The 19,886-nt window shown below is 68.6% G+C and carries 23 protein-coding genes and 1 tRNA gene; 11 read left to right on the forward strand and 13 right to left on the reverse strand.

What is annotated here, in order from left to right; translation table 11 throughout:
• The first annotated feature begins 98 nt into the window (after positions 1 to 98).
• On the forward strand, positions 99 to 1,037 hold the full coding sequence (pip, locus tag AMK34_RS19905) for a prolyl aminopeptidase (protein WP_073846390.1): 939 nt from the start codon (positions 99 to 101) through the stop codon (positions 1,035 to 1,037).
• Positions 1,038 to 1,317: 280 nt separating this feature from the next.
• Here pip and AMK34_RS19910 read toward each other — a convergent pair whose 3' ends face one another.
• Together AMK34_RS19910 and AMK34_RS19915 are read right to left on the reverse strand one after the other, a co-directional pair.
• A complete protein-coding gene (locus tag AMK34_RS19910) occupies positions 1,318 to 2,133 on the reverse strand; it encodes a DUF4097 family beta strand repeat-containing protein (RefSeq protein WP_073846391.1) in 816 nt (271 codons plus the stop codon).
• Positions 2,134 to 2,275: 142 nt separating this feature from the next.
• Complete coding sequence (locus AMK34_RS19915; RefSeq protein ID WP_038517424.1) at positions 2,276 to 2,689, reverse strand: VOC family protein; 414 nt, start codon at positions 2,687 to 2,689, stop codon at positions 2,276 to 2,278.
• A gap of 106 nt (positions 2,690 to 2,795) precedes the next feature.
• Between AMK34_RS19915 and AMK34_RS19920 the strand changes: the two genes are divergently transcribed.
• A complete protein-coding gene (locus AMK34_RS19920; protein ID WP_073846392.1) occupies positions 2,796 to 3,638 on the forward strand; it encodes a sigma-70 family RNA polymerase sigma factor in 843 nt (280 codons plus the stop codon).
• A complete protein-coding gene (locus AMK34_RS19925) occupies positions 3,635 to 4,030 on the forward strand; it encodes a VOC family protein (protein ID WP_073846393.1) in 396 nt (131 codons plus the stop codon). The genes AMK34_RS19920 and AMK34_RS19925 overlap by 4 nt, the downstream gene beginning before the upstream one ends.
• Here the strand turns inward: AMK34_RS19925 and ligD (AMK34_RS19930) are convergent.
• Complete coding sequence (gene ligD / locus AMK34_RS19930) at positions 4,008 to 4,973, reverse strand: non-homologous end-joining DNA ligase (RefSeq protein ID WP_073846394.1); 966 nt, start codon at positions 4,971 to 4,973, stop codon at positions 4,008 to 4,010. The two genes, AMK34_RS19925 and ligD (AMK34_RS19930), sit on opposite strands and share 23 nt — an antisense overlap.
• Before the next feature lie 46 nt (positions 4,974 to 5,019).
• Between ligD (AMK34_RS19930) and ligD (AMK34_RS19935) the strand changes: the two genes are divergently transcribed.
• From ligD (AMK34_RS19935) to AMK34_RS19955, 5 genes are all read left to right on the forward strand, one after another.
• Complete coding sequence (gene ligD / locus AMK34_RS19935; RefSeq protein ID WP_143202525.1) at positions 5,020 to 5,937, forward strand: non-homologous end-joining DNA ligase; 918 nt, start codon at positions 5,020 to 5,022, stop codon at positions 5,935 to 5,937.
• A gap of 60 nt (positions 5,938 to 5,997) precedes the next feature.
• Entirely contained in the window at positions 5,998 to 6,270 is a 273-nt protein-coding gene (locus AMK34_RS19940; protein WP_073846396.1) for a hypothetical protein, read from the forward strand.
• Positions 6,271 to 6,384: 114 nt separating this feature from the next.
• On the forward strand, positions 6,385 to 6,912 hold the full coding sequence (locus AMK34_RS19945; protein WP_143202581.1) for a MarR family winged helix-turn-helix transcriptional regulator: 528 nt from the start codon (positions 6,385 to 6,387) through the stop codon (positions 6,910 to 6,912).
• An 85-nt stretch (positions 6,913 to 6,997) separates the two neighbouring features.
• Positions 6,998 to 8,362, forward strand: a complete 1,365-nt coding sequence (locus AMK34_RS19950; RefSeq protein ID WP_073846397.1) for a pyridoxal phosphate-dependent decarboxylase family protein — start codon at positions 6,998 to 7,000, stop codon at positions 8,360 to 8,362.
• A 32-nt stretch (positions 8,363 to 8,394) separates the two neighbouring features.
• Entirely contained in the window at positions 8,395 to 9,783 is a 1,389-nt protein-coding gene (locus AMK34_RS19955; RefSeq protein ID WP_073846398.1) for an amino acid permease, read from the forward strand.
• Here the strand turns inward: AMK34_RS19955 and AMK34_RS19960 are convergent.
• Both AMK34_RS19960 and AMK34_RS19965 read right to left on the reverse strand, forming a co-directional pair.
• On the reverse strand, positions 9,761 to 10,735 hold the full coding sequence (locus AMK34_RS19960) for an ROK family transcriptional regulator (RefSeq protein WP_073846399.1): 975 nt from the start codon (positions 10,733 to 10,735) through the stop codon (positions 9,761 to 9,763). The genes AMK34_RS19955 and AMK34_RS19960 overlap by 23 nt on opposite strands.
• 8 nt (positions 10,736 to 10,743) lie before the next feature.
• Complete coding sequence (locus AMK34_RS19965; RefSeq protein ID WP_083649928.1) at positions 10,744 to 11,172, reverse strand: winged helix-turn-helix transcriptional regulator; 429 nt, start codon at positions 11,170 to 11,172, stop codon at positions 10,744 to 10,746.
• A gap of 49 nt (positions 11,173 to 11,221) precedes the next feature.
• Between AMK34_RS19965 and AMK34_RS19970 the strand changes: the two genes are divergently transcribed.
• On the forward strand, positions 11,222 to 12,715 hold the full coding sequence (locus AMK34_RS19970; protein ID WP_443111208.1) for an MFS transporter: 1,494 nt from the start codon (positions 11,222 to 11,224) through the stop codon (positions 12,713 to 12,715).
• Here AMK34_RS19970 and AMK34_RS19975 read toward each other — a convergent pair.
• From AMK34_RS19975 to AMK34_RS19990, 4 genes are all read right to left on the reverse strand, one after another.
• Entirely contained in the window at positions 12,655 to 13,119 is a 465-nt protein-coding gene (locus tag AMK34_RS19975; protein WP_073846400.1) for an SRPBCC family protein, read from the reverse strand. The genes AMK34_RS19970 and AMK34_RS19975 overlap by 61 nt on opposite strands.
• Before the next feature lie 30 nt (positions 13,120 to 13,149).
• Positions 13,150 to 14,148 (reverse strand): aliphatic amidase, encoded by a 999-nt coding sequence (locus AMK34_RS19980; RefSeq protein ID WP_073846401.1) that lies wholly within the window; start codon positions 14,146 to 14,148, stop codon positions 13,150 to 13,152.
• A gap of 27 nt (positions 14,149 to 14,175) precedes the next feature.
• Positions 14,176 to 14,685, reverse strand: coding sequence for an AmiS/UreI family transporter (locus AMK34_RS19985; RefSeq protein WP_338020562.1), 510 nt, complete (start codon positions 14,683 to 14,685; stop codon positions 14,176 to 14,178).
• 84 nt (positions 14,686 to 14,769) lie between these two features.
• Complete coding sequence (locus AMK34_RS19990; RefSeq protein ID WP_274534437.1) at positions 14,770 to 15,846, reverse strand: substrate-binding domain-containing protein; 1,077 nt, start codon at positions 15,844 to 15,846, stop codon at positions 14,770 to 14,772.
• A gap of 87 nt (positions 15,847 to 15,933) precedes the next feature.
• On the opposite strand from AMK34_RS19990, the gene AMK34_RS19995 reads away from it, so the two are divergent.
• Positions 15,934 to 16,344 carry a MarR family transcriptional regulator gene (locus AMK34_RS19995; RefSeq protein WP_038517397.1) on the forward strand — a complete coding sequence of 137 codons (411 nt, stop codon included), beginning with the start codon at positions 15,934 to 15,936 and terminating at the stop codon, positions 16,342 to 16,344.
• Here the strand turns inward: AMK34_RS19995 and AMK34_RS20000 are convergent.
• The gene (locus tag AMK34_RS20000; protein ID WP_073846403.1) at positions 16,315 to 16,971 is read right to left on the reverse strand and encodes an MFS transporter; all 657 of its coding nucleotides are present in this window, start codon (positions 16,969 to 16,971) and stop codon (positions 16,315 to 16,317) included. The genes AMK34_RS19995 and AMK34_RS20000 overlap by 30 nt on opposite strands.
• 282 nt (positions 16,972 to 17,253) lie before the next feature.
• On the opposite strand from AMK34_RS20000, the gene AMK34_RS20005 reads away from it, so the two are divergent.
• The gene (locus AMK34_RS20005; protein WP_143202526.1) at positions 17,254 to 17,610 is read left to right on the forward strand and encodes a hypothetical protein; all 357 of its coding nucleotides are present in this window, start codon (positions 17,254 to 17,256) and stop codon (positions 17,608 to 17,610) included.
• 307 nt (positions 17,611 to 17,917) lie between these two features.
• On the opposite strand, the gene AMK34_RS20010 is transcribed toward AMK34_RS20005, so the two are convergent.
• From AMK34_RS20010 to AMK34_RS20020, 3 genes are all read right to left on the reverse strand, one after another.
• Positions 17,918 to 17,991 (reverse strand) — tRNA-Arg (locus tag AMK34_RS20010).
• Positions 17,992 to 18,233: 242 nt separating this feature from the next.
• The gene (locus tag AMK34_RS20015) at positions 18,234 to 18,623 is read right to left on the reverse strand and encodes a peptidase inhibitor family I36 protein (protein WP_073846405.1); all 390 of its coding nucleotides are present in this window, start codon (positions 18,621 to 18,623) and stop codon (positions 18,234 to 18,236) included.
• A gap of 188 nt (positions 18,624 to 18,811) precedes the next feature.
• Positions 18,812 to 19,861, reverse strand: coding sequence for a LacI family DNA-binding transcriptional regulator (locus AMK34_RS20020; RefSeq protein ID WP_073846406.1), 1,050 nt, complete (start codon positions 19,859 to 19,861; stop codon positions 18,812 to 18,814).
• Positions 19,862 to 19,886: the final 25 nt, after the last annotated feature.

Raw genomic sequence — 19,886 nt, forward strand, 5'->3', positions numbered from 1 at the left:
AATCTGCCCCTTTCCGCGCGGCGAGGAAAGGGCCGGTGTGCTGAACTTCGTTGCGGCGAAAGTGTTTCGGGGCCTCACTGACGGTCTAGTCTCGGTTCATGATCGATCTGTACCCGCCCGCCGAGCCGTACGACAAGGGACTGCTCGATGTAGGTGACGGCAACGTCCTCTATTGGGAGACCTGCGGGAATCCGGCAGGGAAGCCCGCGGTCATGCTGCACGGCGGCCCCGGGCAGGGCTGTACGCCGGGGATGCGGCGGATGTTCGACCCGGCCCGCTATCGCGCGGTGCTGTTCGATCAGCGCGGCTGCGGCCGCAGCACCCCGCACGCGAGCGATCCGGCGACCGACATGCGGCACAACACGACGGACCACCTCGTCGCCGACATGGAACGCCTGCGGGAACGCCTGGGGATCGAACGCTGGCTCGTCACCGGAGGTTCATGGGGCACGACACTCGCGCTCGCCTACGCCGAACGATTCCCGGAGCGGGTCACCGAGATCGTCGTCAGCTCCATCAGCACGACACGGCCGTCCGAGATCGACTGGCTGTATCACGGCGCGGGCAGGTTCTTTCCCGAGGAATGGGCCCGTTTTCGCGGTGATATCCCGGGCGATCTGGTCGCCGCCTACGCACGGCTCATGGAGGATCCCGACCCGCGGGTCCGAATCGAGGCCGCCCGTTCCTGGTGCCGCTGGGAGGACACCGTGCTGTCACTGGAACCCGGCGCGACCGTCCACAATGGTCCAATCGGCGAATGGGAAATCGCCTTCGCTCGCATCGTCACGCACTACTACTCCCACGCCGCCTGGCTGGAACCCGGCGCGCTGATCCGCGACGCCGGCCTGTTGCGGGACATTCCAGGAGTGCTGATCCACGGGCGCCGGGACCTGAGCTGCCCAGTGGACACGGCCTGGGAACTCGCCCGCGCCTGGCCTGGCGCGGAGTTGCTGATCGACGACGATTCGGGACACCATTCGAGTGACGTGAAGCGGGCCTGGAAGCTCGCGGCGCTGGACCGGTTCGCTGGGTCTTAGAAGAGCAGACGATCCCTCGGCTCGGCGATCAAAGTCGCGTTGCGGTCCACGGGATCGTCCGTGAACGGGCTGGGCTCCGACCGATCCCCGCCGCGCGCACCGCTGTCTTGTCACTGGGCTGAAGGGGCTTTCGCTGCGTCAGATGCGGCGATAGGCCCCTTCGCGCCTTGCTGGTTGCGGCCGGGTTCGCTTTACGCCCCCAGGCCGGTAATCCGGAGGGCGAGGGTGGCCGCAATCAGTCGACTAACTGCGGCCACCCACCCCACCCCGCCCGCCGGAATCACGCGGCGCGGTGAATGACGATGTCGTCCAGCCGCGTGCGGGCGTAGACCTTGACTCCGGCCTCGCTGTCGGTCGCGACGGAGTTGCGCACGGATCCCTTGGTGCTCTTGGCATCCACCGACGCGGTGTCCCCGTCGACGCCGACCTCGATACCGCCGGACGCGTTCACCAGTTCGGCCTCGCCGCGCGACAGCCGTCCGATGCGGATCGGGCAGTTGGCCGCCGTCGCGACGATGTCGCCGTCGGCGCGCTCGATGTCGAAACTTCCGCTGGCACCGGAAAGTTCGACGTCGGACCGGGCGTGCCCGATCCAGACCTTCCCGGTCGCGCCCGAGTACTTGACGGTTCCTTCGACCTCTCCGATCCGGACGTCGGCCGAGCCGCCGTCGAGTTCCACGGTCCCGGAGATGTGCCCGATCGCGATGTCGCCGGCCGCGAGGTTGCCCCGCACCGCCGCGACGCGCTCGATCCGGGCCTGTCCCGACGACATCTCCAGCACACAATCGCCGAACCGGCCGTCGGCCTCGACGTCCGACCAGGCCGTGTTCAGGACCAGCTCGGAACCGGTGGGCACCTCGATCGTGATGGCGACCGAGCCGTTCTTGCCGCCGGCCTTCTTCGTCTCGATCGACAGCTTTCCGCCGTCGAAGCCGACCTTGGTGTTCTCGGCGACCTTCACGTCCGACTTGCTCGTGGCGTCGATCGGCTCGACCAGCACCACCGTGTCGGTGCGGTCGCTCGCGGTGAGGCGAACCCGGGCGCCGGCGACGGTCAGCGTGGCGGCGATCGGCTGCGGGGTGGGGAAGACGGACATCTCGAACTCCTTGGTGGTGGTGATCTCTCGTTGTTGAGGCAACGATCGCCGACCCGCCTGACACCGAACCGCCACGGCGCTGACACGCCGGAGACACCGGGCCCCTCGCGAGAACACGAGGGGCCCAGGGCTCACCGGGAGATCACTCCGCGTACGGCTGATCAGTGCCCTTCGCGCTGTAGCCGATGCTCCAGATGTAGCCGTCCAGGTCCGCGAAGGTGCCGCCGTACCCGCCCCACGGCAGAGCACCCGCGGGCTTCAGGATCGTGGCGCCCGCCTTCTCCGCCTCCGCGACGACCTCGTCGACGCGTGCCTCGCTGCGGACGACGTAGGTGAGGACCAGCCCGCTGAAGCCACTGCCTTCCGGGCTCGTGCCCACCTGGCCCGCGAGGCCTTCGCGGCCGTAGAAGCCGACCCGCGAGCCGCCGTCCGGTTCGAAGAACACCGAGACGCCGTAGTCGTCCTTGATCTTCCAGCCGAGCCCCTCGGTGTAGAACGCCCTGGACGTGGCCAGGTCCTTGACGCCGAGGAGGATCGAGCTGACGTGCGCTTTCATGATGGTCTCCTGGGGATTCGAAACGGGTGGTCGGACCGGCGATGTCACATCGGGACGGGTTCGCCGGTCATTCGCTGTGACAGACCCGGACGGAGGAATGTGACAGATGGCCGAGCAGGATTGGGTGAGCGAGCGGTTCGCCGAGCATCAAGGTCGCTTGCGGGCGGTGGCCTACCGGATACTCGGCTCGCCAGGGGAGGCCGAGGACGCGGTGCAGGAGGCGTGGCTGCGGGTCAGCCGCGCGGACACCGACGACATCGAGAATCCGGCGGGCTGGCTGACCACGGTCGTCGCCAGGGTCTGCCTGAACATGCTGGAAGCGCGCCGCGCCAGACGGGAGGAGTCCGCGGGGGCGATGCCGCCCGAGCCCGGCGTGCCGGATGTCGCCAAGGCAGACCCGGAGGACGAGGCGCTGCTGGCCGATTCGGTCGGTGTCGCGCTGATGGTGGTGCTGGACAAGCTGAACCCCGCCGAGCGGCTCGCGTTCGTCCTGCACGACGTGTTCGCCGTGTCGTTCGGCGAGATCGGCACCGTCCTCGGCCGTTCGCCGGCGGCCGCACGGCAGCTCGCGAGCCGGGCCCGGCGCCGGGTGCAGACCGCTTCCGACGAGACCGACGCCGCGCGATCCCCGAAGCGGGAAGTCATCGCCGCCTTTCTGGCCGCAGCTCGAAACGGTGATTTCGAAGCCCTGCTCGAAGTGCTCGACCCGGACGCGGTGGTCGGCGAGGTCCGCGGCGGCCACGCGGTCGCGGCCTTCTTCTCCGGACGCGCGGAGGCGGCCCGGCTGGCCCTGGTCGGCGGGGATCCGTCGGCCGTCTGGTCGCATCGCGGCGAGGCGAAGGCCGTCTTCACGTTCAGCGTTCACGACGGGAAGATCACCAGGATCGACATCGACACCGACCCGGAACGCCTCCGCGGTCTTGAAATCGCCTTCCTCAGCGCCAAATGATCCGGTTCTTCTCGTGCACGCTCGCCGTCCACGATCTCGGCAGCGCGCTCGGCTTCTATCGTGACGTGCTCGGTTTCACCGTGTGGGGTGACGGACCGGTGAGCGTCGGACCGCCTTCGCAGCCGGACGTGCGGATCGTCCTCGAACCACCCGACGCGGACCGCGGTGCCTCACCGGCCGACCGGTCCGCGATCGAGGACCTGATGTCCAAGGCCTTACTGAACCGGCTCGTCTTCGCGACCGACGACTGCGACGGCACCTTCGAGCGCATCGAGGCCGCGGGCGCGGAAGTGATGCAGGAACCGATAGACCGGCCAGGAGGTGTACGCGATTGCGCCTTCCTCGACCCCTCCGGCAATCTGCTGCGCTTCATCCAAAGGACGGAAGCTTGACGTCCTCAGGCGTCTTGTCCGCCCGCAAACCACGCCACGTCGTATGCCGCAGACGGCCGTCCGGTGTCCAGTTCCGGTGCACGACCTCACCGACGAGTTCCGGCTCCACCCAGTGCACCCGCCGCGCCCGATCGCGCGGGACCTCCGTGGCGAAGGGCGGCTTCTTCCGCTCCAGCGGAGTGAGCCGGGCATGCAGGTCTTCGAGGACCTTGTCGCTGAACCCGGTCCCGACGTCGCCGATGTACCGCAGGTCGCCGGCGTCGTCATGGGCGCCGAGCAGCAGCGCGCCGAGCGTTCCCGAGCGCCGTCCGTCGCCGGGACGCCAGCCGCCGACCACGACCTCTTGGGTATGCCACAGCGCCCGTTTGATCCATTGCCGTGTCCGCTTGCCGGGGTAGTAGCGGCTGTCGAGCTTCTTCGCGATCAAGCCTTCGAGCCCGTGCTGCCGGACGACGTCGAGCAGCTGATCGGGGGAGATGTCCTCGTCGGTGTACCCCGGTGGGATGGCGATGCGGCCGCCGGCACCCAAGGACGTCAGCACCTCGCGCCGGGCCTCGTACGGCTCGTCGAGCAGGACGTCGCCGTCGAGAAACAGCACGTCGAAGGCGAAGAAGTGCACCGGGCTGCGTTCCAGCAGCGACGCGTCCGGCGTGCGCAGGTGCCGTGTCTGCAGCAGCGGGAAGCTGGGCCTGCCCTGCTCGTCGAGCACGACGATCTCGCCGTCGAGGACGGCTTCGCGACCATCGAGCGCTTCGCCGGTGACGTCCGGGTACGTCGCCGTGATGTCGAGCCCGCGGCGGCTGGTCAGCCGCGTCTCGCCGTCGCGCGCGACACGCAGGCAGCAGCGGTAGCCGTCCCATTTGTATTCGTACCCCCACCCGCCGGTGGGCAGGTCGCCGTCGGTCGCCAGCATCGGGGCGATCGCGTCCGGCACGGTGCTCATGCCTCACGGTACCCCGGAAACCCCGTCGGTGATCTATCGTCGAAGGGTGCCTGAGGAGCGGATAACGGTCGAGGTCGAGGGTCGGCGGCTGGGGCTGTCCAATCTGGACAAGGTGCTCTATCCCGCGCACGGTTTCACCAAACGCGAGGTCCTCGACTACTACCGCCGGATAGCCCCGGTGATGCTCCCGCATCTGCGCGACCGCGCCGCCACCTTCCGCCGGTTCCCCGACGGTGTCGACGGCGAACCGTTCTACGAGAAGAACGTTTCCCGTCACGCGCCCGACTGGGTGCGCACCGCGCGGCTCACCAACCGCGGCCGCCGGGGCGGGGAGGAGACGCTCGACTACCCGGTGGTCGGCGATCTCCCGACGCTGATGTGGGCGGCCAATCTCGCCGCGCTGGAACTGCACATTCCACAGTGGACCGTCGGCCCGCGCGGCGCCCGGAAATCACCCGATCTGCTGGTGTTCGACCTCGATCCCGGGCCGCCCGCGGACGTCGTCGACTGCTGCCGGGTGGCCGAGACGCTCAGCGACCTGCTCATCGGAGACGGTCTCACGGTGTACGCGAAGACCAGCGGCAACAAGGGAATGCAGTTGTACTGCCCGGTGCGCACGCGCTCCGGCGAACGCACCTCCGAGTACGCCAAGGCCGTCGCGGAGGAGCTCGCGCGCCGGTCACCGGAGACCATCGTCGCCAAGATGACGAAGGCCATCCGCCCCGGCCGCGTGTTCATCGACTGGAGCCAGAACAACACCGCCAAGACCACCATCGCGCCGTACTCGCTGCGCGGCCGCGCCGTCCCGACCGTCTCCACGCCGGTGACCTGGGAGGAGGTCGAAGCCTGCCGCAAGGCCGCCGACCTGCTGTTCACCGCCGAGCAGGTGCTCGAACGCGTCGAGGAGATGGGTGACCTGTTCGGCGACATCGCCGAGCATCGCGTGGCCGTGCCCCAACGGTGACCCGAGTCATGTTTGAACCGCGTCCGCCGGGAAAACCTCAGGTCAGAGGAGTGACCCCGAATGACCGAAAACACCAAAGACCCCGAAGGCTGGTCAGCGCGAGCCCTGGCCATGCTGCGAGCCGTGGCACAGGGCAGGGCCGAGATCACCGTCAGCCTGGAGCCCGATCTCTACGTCGACGGCCTGCCGTGCAGTGACCAGAGCACGGCCCACCGCCTCGCCCACGCCGGCCTGATCCGGCTGCCGGACGGTGGCGTTCCCGGCACCCGGGTACCCGCGGAATTGTCCGAAACAGGACAGGTTCTGCTGGAGCCCTTGGCGTCCGCCGCTTAGCGAAGAGCAACCCGGAAAGACCACTGTGGACTCCCGCCCGTTCCGCATACGATCTGCGGAGCGGGTGCGCGGGGGTGCGCGCCCACCGGGCTGGTGCCTCCGGGGCCGGTGAGGATGTGGCTGTTGACCGGGTATCACACGCTGGCCGAGACCGAGAACGCCGTCCGGGCCAAACTGGGCGGTATCCCGCTGCTGTGGGAGCGGATGGAGGCGGTGGCGAACCTCCACCGCGCCGCGATCGCGGTCCGGCTGCATTTCGAGAACTCGGTACTGCGCACCGCGGGCCTCACCTGGACCGCGTTCGTGGTGCTCTGGGTGGTGTGGATCTTCGGCGAAAAGGAGACCAGGCACGTCGCCGCGGAGTCCGGGATCACCAAGGGGACGCTGACCGGGGTCATGAAGACCCTGGAGGCGCACGGCCTGGTCACCCGGCGCAAACACCCCGTCGACGGGCGGCTGGTACTGCTCGCGCTGACGCCGGAAGGGGAGCGGCTGATGCGGGAGCTCTTCCCGGAGTTCAACCAGGAGGAAGCGTTCGTCACCGAACGGCTCAGCTCCGAGAAGTGCACCGAGCTGGCCGCTTCGCTGCGGGAGATCGTCCGGCAACTGGAGGAGAAGGGTGAAGAGCGGCGGGCCCGGTAGAACCGGCCCCTACCGAAGACGGTTGCGCGGGACCTCCGGCGACTCCTACGTTTTTTGGAGCCGAACGAAGCGAAGGGCGCCCTTGATGGACTTCCGGTACTGGCTCGGTCAGGCGTTGACGTCGAACGAGGCGTGGGCGGAGACGTTCACCCCCGTCCGGCCGCATCCGTCGCTGGAGATCTCCGACGGGCGGTTCGAGACCGCGTTCGAGGAGCTCACCGAGCGCCTGAAGGACAACTACCCGTTCTTCCACCCGTCCTACGCCGGCCAGATGCTCAAACCGCCGCATCCGGCCGCCGTGGTCGGCTACCTGACCGCGATGCTGGTCAACCCCAACAACCACGCGCTCGACGGCGGTCCCGCGACGGCCGAGATGGAACGCGAGGTCGTCCAGGCACTGGCCACGATGTTCGGCTACCGGGAGCATCTGGGGCATCTGACCACCAGCGGCACGATCGCGAACCTCGAGGCGCTGTTCGTCGCGCGGGAAACGCATCCGGGCAAGGGGATCGCGTACAGCGCCGAGGCGCACTACACGCATGGACGGATGTGCGGCGTCCTCGGTGTCGAGGGGCATACGGTGCCCGTCGACGCGCGCGGCGCGATGGACCTCGACGCGCTCGAAGAGCTGCTGCGCACCGGGAAGGTCGGCACCGTCGTCCTCACCGCCGGGACGACCGCGCTGGGCACGGTGGAGCCGATCCACGAAGCGCTGGCGCTGCGCGAGCGCTACGGCGTCCGGGTGCACGTCGACGCAGCCTACGGGGGCTTCTTCCGGCTTCTGTCCGGTTTGGACGGTCCCGAGGGGCTGCCCGAAGCCCCGTGGCTGGCCATCGCCGAAGCCGACTCGATCGTCATCGATCCGCACAAGCACGGCCTCCAGCCCTACGGCTGCGGCGCGGTGCTGTTCAAGGACCCCGGGGTTGGCCGGTTCTTCCTGCACGATTCGCCGTACACCTACTTCACGTCGGAAGACCTGCATCTCGGCGAGATCAGCCTCGAATGCTCGCGGGCGGGCGCGGCCGCCGCCGCGTTGTGGCTCACCTTCCGCGTCCTGCCGCCCACCCCCGACGGACTGGGCCGGGTGCTCGCGGCCGGTCGCCGCGCGGCGTTGCGGTGGGCGAAGCTGCTGGAGGACTCCGAGCGGTTCGACCTGTACCAGCCACCGGAACTCGACATCGTCACCTACTTCCCCCGGACGGATCCGCTTTCGCTGTCGAGGATCGACGAGGAGAGCGCGCGGATCCTGCGCACCGGCATGGCCGCGGCCAGGGAGCCGGTGTTCCTCAGCACGCTGCGGATCGGCGAGGCGCAGTTCGGTCTGCGTCACACCGGGGTCGACGCGGATGCGGACGGCGCGAGGATCCTGCGTAGCGTGCTGATGAAGCCCGAAAGCGAGGACCACGTCGACCGGCTGCACGAACGGCTGGAAGAGTTGTCCCGCGGTTGAGCTCGCCAGTACCGCAGACGAATGGATCCGCCATGCCCGCACCAGGTCCCGCCGAACCCGTGACCGCGATCGAGACGAAATCGCTCGGCACCGGGTTCCGGCGGCGGCACGTCACCATGCTGGCCATCAGCGGGGCGATCGGCGCCGGGCTGTTCGTCGGCACCGGCGCGGGGATCAAGACCGCGGGCCCCGGCATCCTGCTGTCCTATGTGGTCGCGGGCCTGCTCATGGTGCTCGTGATGCGCATGCTGGGCGAGATGGCGGCCGCCGAGCCGAGCAGCGGCTCGTTCTCGGTGTACGCGGAGAAGGCGCTCGGCCGCTGGGCCGGGTTCACCGTCGGCTGGCTGTACTGGTCGCTGCTGGTGGTCGTGGTCGCCGCCGAGGCGACCGCGGCGGCCGGGATCGCGAACGGGCTGCTGCCCCAGGTTCCCCAGTGGACCTGGGTGCTGCTGTTCATGGCTGTGCTGACCGTGGTGAACCTGTTCGCCGTGCGCTCGTTCGGGGAATTCGAGTTCTGGTTCGGCGCGATCAAGGTGACCGCCGTGGTCGCCTTCCTCGTGCTCGGCACGCTGGCGGTGTTCGGGATCCTGCCGGGGACGACGCCGGTCGGGCTGAGCAATCTCACCGGGCACGGCGGTTTCCTGCCCAACGGCCTCCAAGGCGTGCTGACCGGTCTGCTCGCGGTCGCGTTCTCCTTCGGCGGCATGGAACTGGTGACCATCGCGGCCGCCGAGTCCGACGACCCGGCGGGTTCGATCCGCCGCACCACGCGCACGGTCATCGTGCGGCTGCTGCTGTTCTACATCGGTTCCGTGGCGCTGATGGTGCTGTTGCTGCCGTGGGAATCCGCTTCGGCCAACACCAGCCCCTTCGTCACCATTCTGGAGAAGATCGGGGTGCCGTCGGCGGCGCTGCTGATGAGTTTCGTCGTGCTGACGTCGTTGCTCTCGGCGCTCAACGCGAACCTCTACGGCGCGTCGCGGATGGTGTTCTCCTTGGCCGAACGCGGTGAAGCGCCGCGCGCGATGCTGAAACTGTCCGGCGCGGGCGTCCCGCGGACGGCGGTCCTCGCGTCGGTGGCCTTCGGTTTCGTGGCCGTATTGCTGAACTTCCTCGCCCCCGAACACGTGCTTCCGTTCCTGCTCAACGCCATCGGGGCGAACATCCTGCTGGTCTGGATCTTCGTCGCCGTCTCCCAGTTGCGGTTGCGGAAGGCGGCGGAACGCGACGGCACGGCCGCCGACCTGCCGGTGCGGATGTGGGGTTTCCCGTGGCTCAGCTGGGTCGCGTTGCTCGCCATGGCGGGCGTCCTCGTTCTCATGTGGACGGACGCCGACGCGCGGACGCAGCTGTTCACCAGTGGCGCGGTGGCCGTGCTGATCGTGGCGATCAGCCTGCTCAGGCGACGTCCGCGACGCTGAACAGTTCGCGCTCCACCCGGCTCAGCGCCAGCCGGACCGCGCCGAGCGCGACCGCGTCTTCGCCGAGCGCCGACGTCTCGACACGCACCGGGAACAGTGCTAGCCGGGCCAGTTCGGCGCGCAGCCTCGCCGTCAACTCCTCGTCCGAGCCGCCGATCACCACCAGCTCGGGGTCGACGGCGAGGACCGTGGCGGCGACGAGCTCGACGAACCCGGCCGCCTGCCGCAGGGCGCCGATCTCGCCCGCCGCGCCGTGATGGCCCGCGTGCGGTTTCCCGCCGAGCAGCAGGCCCAGCGAGACGGTGGCCCCGGCCCGTACGTAGACGACGTCGTCGAGGCCGTGCGCGGCGCCGCGCCAGTGTTCGGCCAAGGTCGCGAGGTCGGTGTCGTTCCCGGCCAGCACCGGGCAGCCGCCGCCGAACTCCGCGGGCAGGTCGACGCCGGTCCAGCCGGGAAGCCGGTAGTTGTGGACGACCTTGCCGCCGGACACCACACCGGCGGTGCCGATGCCGAGCATCCGCACGTTGGCGTGGCCTTGGACGGCCGTGCCGAGCACCCGGTGCGCGGCGCCGAGCCGGTCCGCGGCGGCCGTTTCCGGGGTGAGCCCGGCCCTCGCCCGTCCGACGACGTCTCCCCGCAGGTCGGCGACCAGGCACAACGCCTGATGCGGGCCGATCTCCAGGCCGGCGACGTGCCCGGACTCCTGGCGGAACCGGTACCGCTTGGCGGGTCTGCCCCGCGGCCGCGGCGCGCCGGGGGAGAGCGGGACCTCCTCGACCAGGCCCTGTTCGCCGAGGTCCGCGGCGATCTCCTCGACGGTCGGCCGGGAGACCTCACTCGCCTTGACCAGTTCCGCGAGGGTGAGTTCCTCGGCCGCGTACAGCGCGCGCAGGACGGCGATGGCGTTGAGCCGCCGCAGCAGTGATGGATCCCCTCCGGACAGCCTGGCCATGCGACTCCCTAGGCGGTGACGCGTTTGTCGTACTGGGCGCGCGCGAGGGCGATTTCGCTCTGGTGGTCCTCGGTCCAGGTGACCAGCGACTGGATGGTCTGGTGCAGCGTCATGCCCAGCGGCGTCAGCGCGTACTCGACCCGGGGCGGCACCACCGGATAGACGGTCCGGTTCACGAGCCCGTCGCGTTCCAGATGGCGCAGCGTGGTGGTGAGCATGCGCTGGCTGATGCCGTCGATCTTGTACTTGAGCTCGGTGAACCGCAGGGTGTTGCGGTCCAGCAGCGCGATCACCAGTAGCGACCACTTGTCCGCCACCCGGTCCAGGATCTGGCGGACCTCGCAGTCCTCGCGCGTGTCCCACTGGAAGGCCTCGTAGTCCTCCTCGGTGAGTTCACAACGACTAGGTGAGTTCAAAGTGCCTTCTTCCATGGTCATCGATGGTGACGGAAGATCCCCTTGGTTACAAGAGGGAACCGACCGGCCGATGAGTAACCGTCGGTTCCCGTTCACTGAGGGAGATCCGATCTTGAGCAACTCGCAAACGCTTCCGCGCGCCGACCGGATGGGCGGGCGGGCCTGGGGCGTGCTCCTGGTGCTGTGCGGCGCCATCTTCCTGGAGGGCATCGACGTCGCGATGCTGAACGTGGCGCTGCCGTCCATCCGGGCCGAACTCGGCCTGTCGACCGCGACGCTGAGCGGTGTGGTGAGCACCTACGTGCTCGGCTACGGCGGATTCATGCTGCTGGGCGGGCGCGCCGCCGACCTGTACGGCCGTCGCCGCATGTTCGTCGGCTGGCTGGTGGTGTTCCTCGTCTTCTCCGGGCTGGGCGGTTTCGCCACGGAAGGCTGGATGCTGCTGCTCGCCCGGTTCGTCACCGGAGTCGCCGCGGCCTTCATGACCCCGGCGGGCCTGTCCATCATCACCACGAGCTTCGAAGAGGGCCCGAAGCGCAACAAGGCCCTGTTGTTCTACGCCGGCACCGGGGCGGGCGGCTTCTCGCTCGGCCTCGTCATCGGCGGCCTGCTGGCCAGGATCGACTGGCGCTGGGTGTTCTTCACGCCGGTGATCCTGTCCGCGGTCATCCTGCTCGCCGCGCTCTGGCTGATCAAGGAACCCGCTCGTGACGAACGCGGCCCGCGTCGCCTGGACTTCGCCGGAGCGGTCACCGTCACGATGGCGATGCTGCTGATCGCCTACGCCGTGGTCCGGCTGGAACACCCAGGGCAGGGCTGGGGCTGGACCGTCGCCTCGTTCGCCGGGGGAGTGGCCGCGCTGATGGCCTTCGTGTCCGTCGAACGCCGCTCTCCCGCGCCGCTCGTGCGTCTGGGCATCCTGAAGTCGGGGCCGCTGGTGCGGGCGAACGTCAGCGCCCTGCTGTTCGCGGGCTCGTTCTTCGGGTTCCAGTTCCTGGTCACGCTGTACCTGCAGGAACTCCGGGGCTGGTCGACGCTGGAGACGAGCCTGGCGCTGCTCGCGGTCGGGATCGACGCGATCCTCGCGCCGACGCTCACCCCGCGGCTGGTGGCGAGGTTCGGCAACACGCGGCTGATCTTCGGCGGGTTCGTGCTCGCGGCCGTGTCGTACGCGCTCTTCCTGCCGCTGGGCATGGACTGGACGTACGCGGCGATGTTCCCGTCGATGATCATCCTGGGTCTGGGCTTCGCGCTCGCCTACGGTCCGCTGACGATCGTCGCCACCGACGGGATCGCCGAGGACGAACAGGGACTCGCGGGCGGTCTGCTGTACACGGCGTTCCAGTTCGGCGCGGCGCTCGGGCTGTCCGCGGTGACCGCCGTCAACGTCGTCGCCCTTGGCGCTGGTGGTTCGCCCGAGGCGGCGCTCGGCGGTTACCGGGCGGCGCTCGTCGTGCCGCTGGTGATGGCCGTGCTCGCCGCGATCATCATCGCGTCCGGCCGTCAGCGCGTCTCGGAGAAGGAAGCCAGATTGGCCAGCGAGGAGGCGATCCCGGCCTCGTGATCGGCCTGGCCGATGCCGGACGGCACGTCCGTCGCGGTGACGGTCACCTCGGTGCCGTCACCCGCGGCTGCCAGCTCCCAGGTCATCGTCATGGTGCCCGCGAACGCCGGGTCTTCGGATTCGAAGACGGCCTTCTGCACCACGCGTTCCGCGGGCACCAGGTCGGCGAACCCGACCTCGACGACGTCCGTCGCGTCCGACGACTTGCCGGGCGCGGCGGACGCGTCGAGGTAGGTGAGGGTCATCCGGAAACCGCCGCCGGGCCGCGGATCCCAGTGCTCGATCCGGCCGCGCATACCTTCGGGCGGCAGCCAGGCTTCGAGGGACTCCCGGTCGAGGAGTGCCCGGTAGACGGTCTCGGGCGGGGCGGCGATCGTCCGGCTGCCGCTGTCGATCCTGTCCATGGGCCCGAGTCTAGGGCCCATCACGCCTCGTCAGGGATGCCGAGGAGTGATGGTGTCGCGGGTGATCGACTCCACCTTCTCCTGCGCCTTCTTGGCGTCGGTGACCCAGAGCTTGTAGAAGTCGAACGGGCAGTCCGCCACACCCTTGTCGCCTTCGTCCGCGTCCTGCACTCCGGTGTAACCGCGGTGCAGCAGCTTGAAGATGTGGTTCTGCGACTGGTCGTAGGTCCGCGCGTCACGGATCGCCGAAACCGAAAGCTGCGCGTACTGGATCCCGTATTCCTCCTCGCCGGTCTCGCCGAGCGTGCGCCCGTCGAAGCCGATGATCGCGGAATGGCCGAAGTACGAGTACACGCCGTCGAAACCGGCGGCGTTCGCCACGGCCACGTAACAGTTGTTGGCCCACGCCATCGCCTTGGCGATCAGGATCTGCTGTTCCTTGGCCGGGTACATGTAGCCCTGGCAGCGCACGATCAGCTCGGCGCCCTTCATCGCGCAGTCGCGCCAGATCTCCGGGTAGTTCCCGTCGTCGCAGATGATCAGCGAGATCTTCATGCCCTTGGGGCCGTCGCTGACGTAGGTGTCCTCGCCGGGATACCAGCCTTCGATCGGGCACCACGGCAGGATCTTCCGGTATTTCTGGACGATCTCGCCGCGGTCGTTGATGAGCACGAGCGTGTTGTACGGCGGTTTGTTCGGGTGGTCCTCGTGCCGCTCCCCGGTGATCGAGAAGACGCCCCACGTCTGGGCCTCACGGCACGCGGCGGCGAAGATCTCGGTCTCCTCGCCGGGAATCGTCGCGGCGGTCTCGTACATTTCCTTGGGGTCGTACATGATGCCCTGCGTCGAGTACTCGGGGAACACCACGAGGTCCATGCCGGGAAGGCCGGATTTCATGCCCACCACCATTTCGGCGATCTTGCGGGCGTTGGCGAGGACTTCGGCCTTGGTGTGCAGCCGCGGCATCTTGTAGTTGACCACCGCGACGCCGACCGTGTCCGGGCTGGCGGCAATGTCACCGTGTCGCATGAAGACTCCTTTTCTCCGAACGGTTTTTCAGGACGGGTAAACGCTGGTGAGGCCGAGGAAGGCGGGCACCGTGCACGTCGGCTGGCTGAGCAGCAGGGCGGTCCAGCCGGTGAACCGCGTCAGATGTTCTTTTCCGAGGCCGAGAACCAGGAAGAACAAGGTCCACAACAGCGCCCAGGACAGCCAGATGACACCGAACACGGGGTCGCCGTTGTGCCAGAAGGCGATTCCCGCGTACACCACGGCGGCACCCGCCACGAAGAGCGAGAACCAGCCGATGCCCTCGGGCGCGAGGTCCGCGAGGTTCGCGATGCCGACATACAGATAGGTGAAACCGAACAGGTACAGGCCGGACGCGGCGAGGATCGCGTCCTGGTCGCCGCCCGCCTGCACGATCAGCACGGTCGGGGTGACGCATTGGAGCGCGCCGACGAACAGGTTCAGCACCGCCGCCGACCGGGGCGGTATCCGGCCGAGCAGCATCAGGCCGTTGATCATCAGAGCGGCGCCGACGTAGAGCAGGCCCACGTTGCCCACGCTCACCTCCGCGTAATCGACGTCACATGGAATAATTTCAAATGAAAGTATGTGGTGTGCCGGGGGTGAGTCAAGAGTGCTTGCTCAGAGCCGGGTGAGGACTTCGAAGTCGTAGCCGTCGGCGACCGCGAGATGGACGTGCTGATCGGCCTGCTGTCCGCGGAATTCGATCGTGCCGCGAGGGCCGTGATAGGCGACGCCGTCGATCGCCGCGTTGAGCGCGGGAAGCTCCGACGTCCCGGCCCGGCGGACGAGTTCCGCCAGCGTGTGCAGCCCCTCGTAACAGGATTCGGCGGCGTTGTTCAAGGCTGGGGCGCCGGGACCGTTGCGGTCGACGTAGCGGCCGAGCAGGTCCATCGCGTCGGCGGTGACCATGGACCGGAAGTAGGCGGCGGAGACGTAGAGGTTGCCGGTGGCGTTCGCGCCGCTCGCCAGGAGCATGTTCTCCTCCATCAACGGGCTGAACCGGACCAGTCGATCGCTGAGTCCGTGCGCGGCGAAGGCGCGGTTGAAGCGCACCGCGTCCTGCCCGACCAGCAACATGAGCACACCGTCGCTTGTGGACTGTTCGATCTTGCGGACCACTGTGGACATATCGCCCGCGCCGAGCCCGACGAACGCCTCACCGGTGATGCGCAGATCGAGATCCTTGGCGTACTGCCGGATCGCGCGGGTCGACCGGTGCGGCCAGACGTAGTCGTCGCCGACGACGAACCAGCGCCGGGCGCCGAGATGATCGCGCAGCCAGCGCAACGCCGGCTCGATCTGGCAGCGTGGAGTCTCGCCCGTGCAGAAGATGCCCGAGCGGCGCTCGCCGCCTTCGTAGAGCGACGTGTACACGTACGGGATCCGGTCGGCCACGACCGGCGCGAGCGCGTGCCGGATCGACGAGATGTGCCAGCCGCTCACCGCGTCGATTCGTCCTGTGTCGACCAGCCGCCGCAAGTCGCCGGCTACTTCAGCAGGGGTGCCACCGCCGTCGACCACTTCGGCCTCGACCTGCCTGCCGAGGATGCCGCCGGATTCGTTGAGCTCGTGGACGGCCAGGTCCGTGATCGCCTCGCACGACGGGCCGAACAGCCCGGCGGGCCCCTGCAACGGGACCACCATGGCCACACGCCAGGTGTCGTCGCGGGGCCGGGTGGCGAGGCGTAGGGGCATGGCGCTCCGTGCGGTGGCCCGGTAAGGTCAAAGTGCTTTCACCTGGAAGTATTGCGAGGGTGTCCGGTTTTGGCAAGGGGACGGGATATGGGGACACGCGGCGTCACGACCGCCGGAACGTCGCTCACCGGCTCGCTCACCCGCGCCGCCCGGGCCGTCGCCGCCAGGGTCGAGCAGGTGCTCGCCAAGGAAGGCCTCACCCTGGACCAGTGGCTGGTGCTGGACGCGCTGAGCGGCAAGGGCGGTCTCGCCATGGCCGACCTCGCCGACCGGACGCTCGCCACGGCCCCGACGCTGACCAGGGTGGTCGACAAGCTGGTCACCACCGCGCAGGCCTACCGCGAGGTCGACGCCGCCGACAGACGTCGCGTGCTCGTCCACCTCAGCGCCCGTGGCCGCGCGACGTACCGCCGCGTGGCCACGAAGGTGTCGGAAGTGGAAGCCGGTCTCGCCGTGCCGGACGACGTGCTAGTGGCGTTGCGGGGTCTCGGAGACTGAAGGTCCGGCGTACGGCAGCGGTTTCGGCTTGGCCAGCGCGACGATGCCGAGGATCCCGGCGACCACGAGCGCGACGAACACGAACAACGCGGCCACGACGAAGACCACCCGGAAGCCGGTGGCGTCCGACAGCAGACCACCGAGGACCGGCGCGATCACCAAGGCGAGCACACCAAGTCCGGCCGTCACCCCGGCCGCGACGCCGCGACCGGCCTTAAGCCGGCGGATCAGCGCGACCGTCACGCCGAGGACGGCGCCCGCACCGAGCCCGTTCAGCACCCGGCCGACCAGGAGCAGGCCGCTGCTGGGCATGAAGGCGACCAGCACCACGCCCAGCAGCATGAAGACGAGCGCGGGCACGGTCACCGACGTCGGGAAGCGCCCACCGAGCAGCAGACCGGCCGGAAAGGCGAGCGCGGCCGCGACGACGTACGCGACGACACCGTTCAGCAGCAGGGACTGGCTGGATATGCCCAGGTCGATCTGCAGTGGCGACTCGCCGTCGAAGCGGTAGATCACGGTGAGAAGGAACAAACCGATGAGCGCGGCGAACCCTGGGCCGATGAGCAGCCACCAGGGCCCTGTGGTCGGCTGGGAGGCGCGCTGCGTCGGCGTCGGCACGTACATGCGCACAACCTATAGCGCCCGGCGCCGCGGTTGGACCGACTTCGCGGGAACCGCGTGCGGCCGGACTTCTTCGACGTACACGGCGGTCGTGCTCGCGATCGAGTAGCTACTGCCCGACTAGTCGTGGGTGGATCTGCTCGAAGCACTGTTTTCGCTGTTCACAGGGGCCTAACAGGGTGGATGGATACGCGGCGCTGTCGTAGGGTGGCGAGTGGTTACCGACGGTGGGGAGGCGTTTGTGCCGGGTTATCAGGTGGTGGTCGGCAAGATTCGCGGTACCGGGTGAATACATTCGGGCTCGACCGCGGTGACGCATCATCTGCGCCACGCGCGCTGTTCGTGATGGCCTGCATGGTGTTGGTGGCGGTCGGCGGGCTGATCGCGTTCATCCTGGGTTTGGGTGGGGCGATGAGCAGTGACTCGTGCCGACCAGGCGAAGAGTCGTTCTTGTGTACTAGCACTGGCCAGACCGTCGCGTTCTGGCTTCCGCTGACCGGGTGGGTCGCGTCGATCGCTCTCGCTTGGTCCTGTGTCGCGTACTTCGATCGGCGACGTAGGTCGCGGTGGCTTGGGCTCGCTGTGGGTGTGGTGGTCTTCGCGGTTGTCGTGGTCGTCGACTGGCTGATCGTGGCCGGCTGAACGGAATTCGCGTGGTTCTTGGTGGAATCGCCGGACAAAGACGCGCACGCGGTATCGGTGAATTACTGGCAATGGACTGGGAAATCTCGGCGGGCTTTGACCGAGGAGTCGGCCGTTCTGCGGTGCAGTGATCCGGGTCACGGGGGCGTGCTCAGAGGTCCGGACAACTCCCAGGTCGCCGACGACGGTGATCTGGACGGACGGGCGTGGTGAGCGGCCGGTTTCGCGGTGAAGACGGGCGGCTGTGGTGGCCAGGGAAGAGAAGCACCTGGCCACTTGTGTGACCAGGGCTTCCCTGTCTGCGACGTGCCCCCGGCAGGACTTGAACCTGCGACCTAGAGATTAGAAGGCTCTTGCTCTATCCAGCTGAGCTACGAGGGCCGACGTCGGCGACGTTGGGTGTCGCCCAGCATCGGCAGCTTAGCCGTCGCCAACCTGTCGATCGTTCGACACCGCCAGATCGTTTCAGGTCGAGCCCACCGTTTTTTGGAACACCCGTGAGCGCGTCACGACGCGGGGTGACGCGCTCACGGGCCGGGGCCGCTTCGGGGGAGCGGCCCCTGGGTTCGTGCAGGTCGCGAGTCGACTCTCCCGCGAGCGACCGGCACGAACCGCCGGGGTGGTCAGTCCCAGATCTTGAGGGCGCGGATCACGAACGGTCCCTGGGGTACGTAGGTGCCGCCACCCGGATAGGTGATGAAATCTCCCTCCGTCGTGCATTCCTCGCTCTGGTAAATCGTCACGTCACGGCTCAGCCGGTTGACGAACGAATGCCCGTCGAAGCCTTCGGGCAGGGGAATGCATTCCTCGGGATTGGCGGTGCGCAGGTCGAATTTGTGCACTGCGCCGCCGTACGACTCCGCGCCCCATACGCAGAACTCGCCCTTCTGGCAGTCGGGCTGGGGCGGCGCGGTGGCGGCACCGGCGACTCCGGCACTGGTCAGCAAGCCCGCCAGGGCGAGCAGGAGCACGTGCGGGAGGCGGGCGCGCAGGTTCGTCAAACGTCGTTGCATGGCTGGGTTCTCCCCCGTGAATCGGCGGCTGGATCGCCGTCGGTGAATGTGTGATTCCACGATGGCGCGCGGGGAAGGCTTTGTCTGCCCGCATTTCTACTTCTGTGGATAAGTAGTTGTGCGCCGCTCGATCGGGGCGAGTTGTCCACATATCGCCGGGAGCGCCTTGTGTTCGCCGAAATCGGCTGCTACGCGGGCGCGGTGGAGTCCCTGACGACCAGTTCGGCGGGTATCTCGGCGGGGGCGGGGACCTTCTCTCCACGCAGCAGGCCCAGCACCAGTTCACCGGCCGCCCGGCCCTTGGCGGCGAGATCCTGCCGGACGGTCGTCAGCGGTGGTTCGGACCACCGGGCGGGCGGGACGTCGTCGAAGCCCACGACCGAAAGATCACCCGGCACCGACAGGCCGAGATGCCTGGCCGCCGAGATCGCCGCCAGCGCCAGCAGATCCGACATGCACAGCAGCGCCGTCGGCCGCGGGTGCCGGTCGAGAAGGCCGAACGCACTCGGCAGCGCGCCCTCGACCGAGAGCCCGGACGCCTCCCAGATCGGCACGTCCGCCGCCGGGATTCCAGCCTCGGCCAGCGTCTCCAGGTAGCCGGCCATCCGCTCGCGGTTGTCGTGGAACCGGCTGTTCCCGGCCTCGGCCACGCTCAATTCCCCGCCACGGGGTGCCGAGAGGCACTGTGCCGAGAAGATCCCGATCCGCCGGTGCCCGAGTTCCACCAGATGCCGGGCCGCGGCGGCCGCGCCCGCCCGGTCCGCGACGCCGATCCTGGCCGAACCGCGGATATGCGGCTGGTCGATCACCACCAGCGGCATCCCGCGGTCGCGGACCGCGTTCAGCGCAGGCGCACCGTCTGCCAGCGAATACGCCACCGCGATGTCGGCCTGCGCGGTCAGGATCCGCTCCGCACGCGGGCCGCCGCTCTCGCCGTCGCCGGGAAGCAGCAGGAGGGCGTGGCCCTCGGGGTCGACGACGGTCGAGAGCGCGTCGAGAGTGAGCGACAACGCGGGATCCGAGAACGCCGTCGAAAGGTTCGTGTCGAGCAGGACGGCGATCGCGCCGGTGCGGCTGGTGGCGAGACTGCGCGCGGTCGGGTTCGGCCCCGCGTACCCGATCTTCTTGGCCGCGCGAAGCACCTCTTCGCGCAGCTGGGCGGACAGCTGATCGGGCCGGTTGTAGGCGTTGGACACGGTCGCCCGCGACACCCCGACGGCGTCGGCGACATCGTCCAACGTCGGCCTTCGCCGTCGCGTGCTG

This window comes from Amycolatopsis sp. CB00013 (assembly GCF_001905755.1).
GTDB lineage: Bacteria > Actinomycetota > Actinomycetes > Mycobacteriales > Pseudonocardiaceae > Amycolatopsis > Amycolatopsis japonica.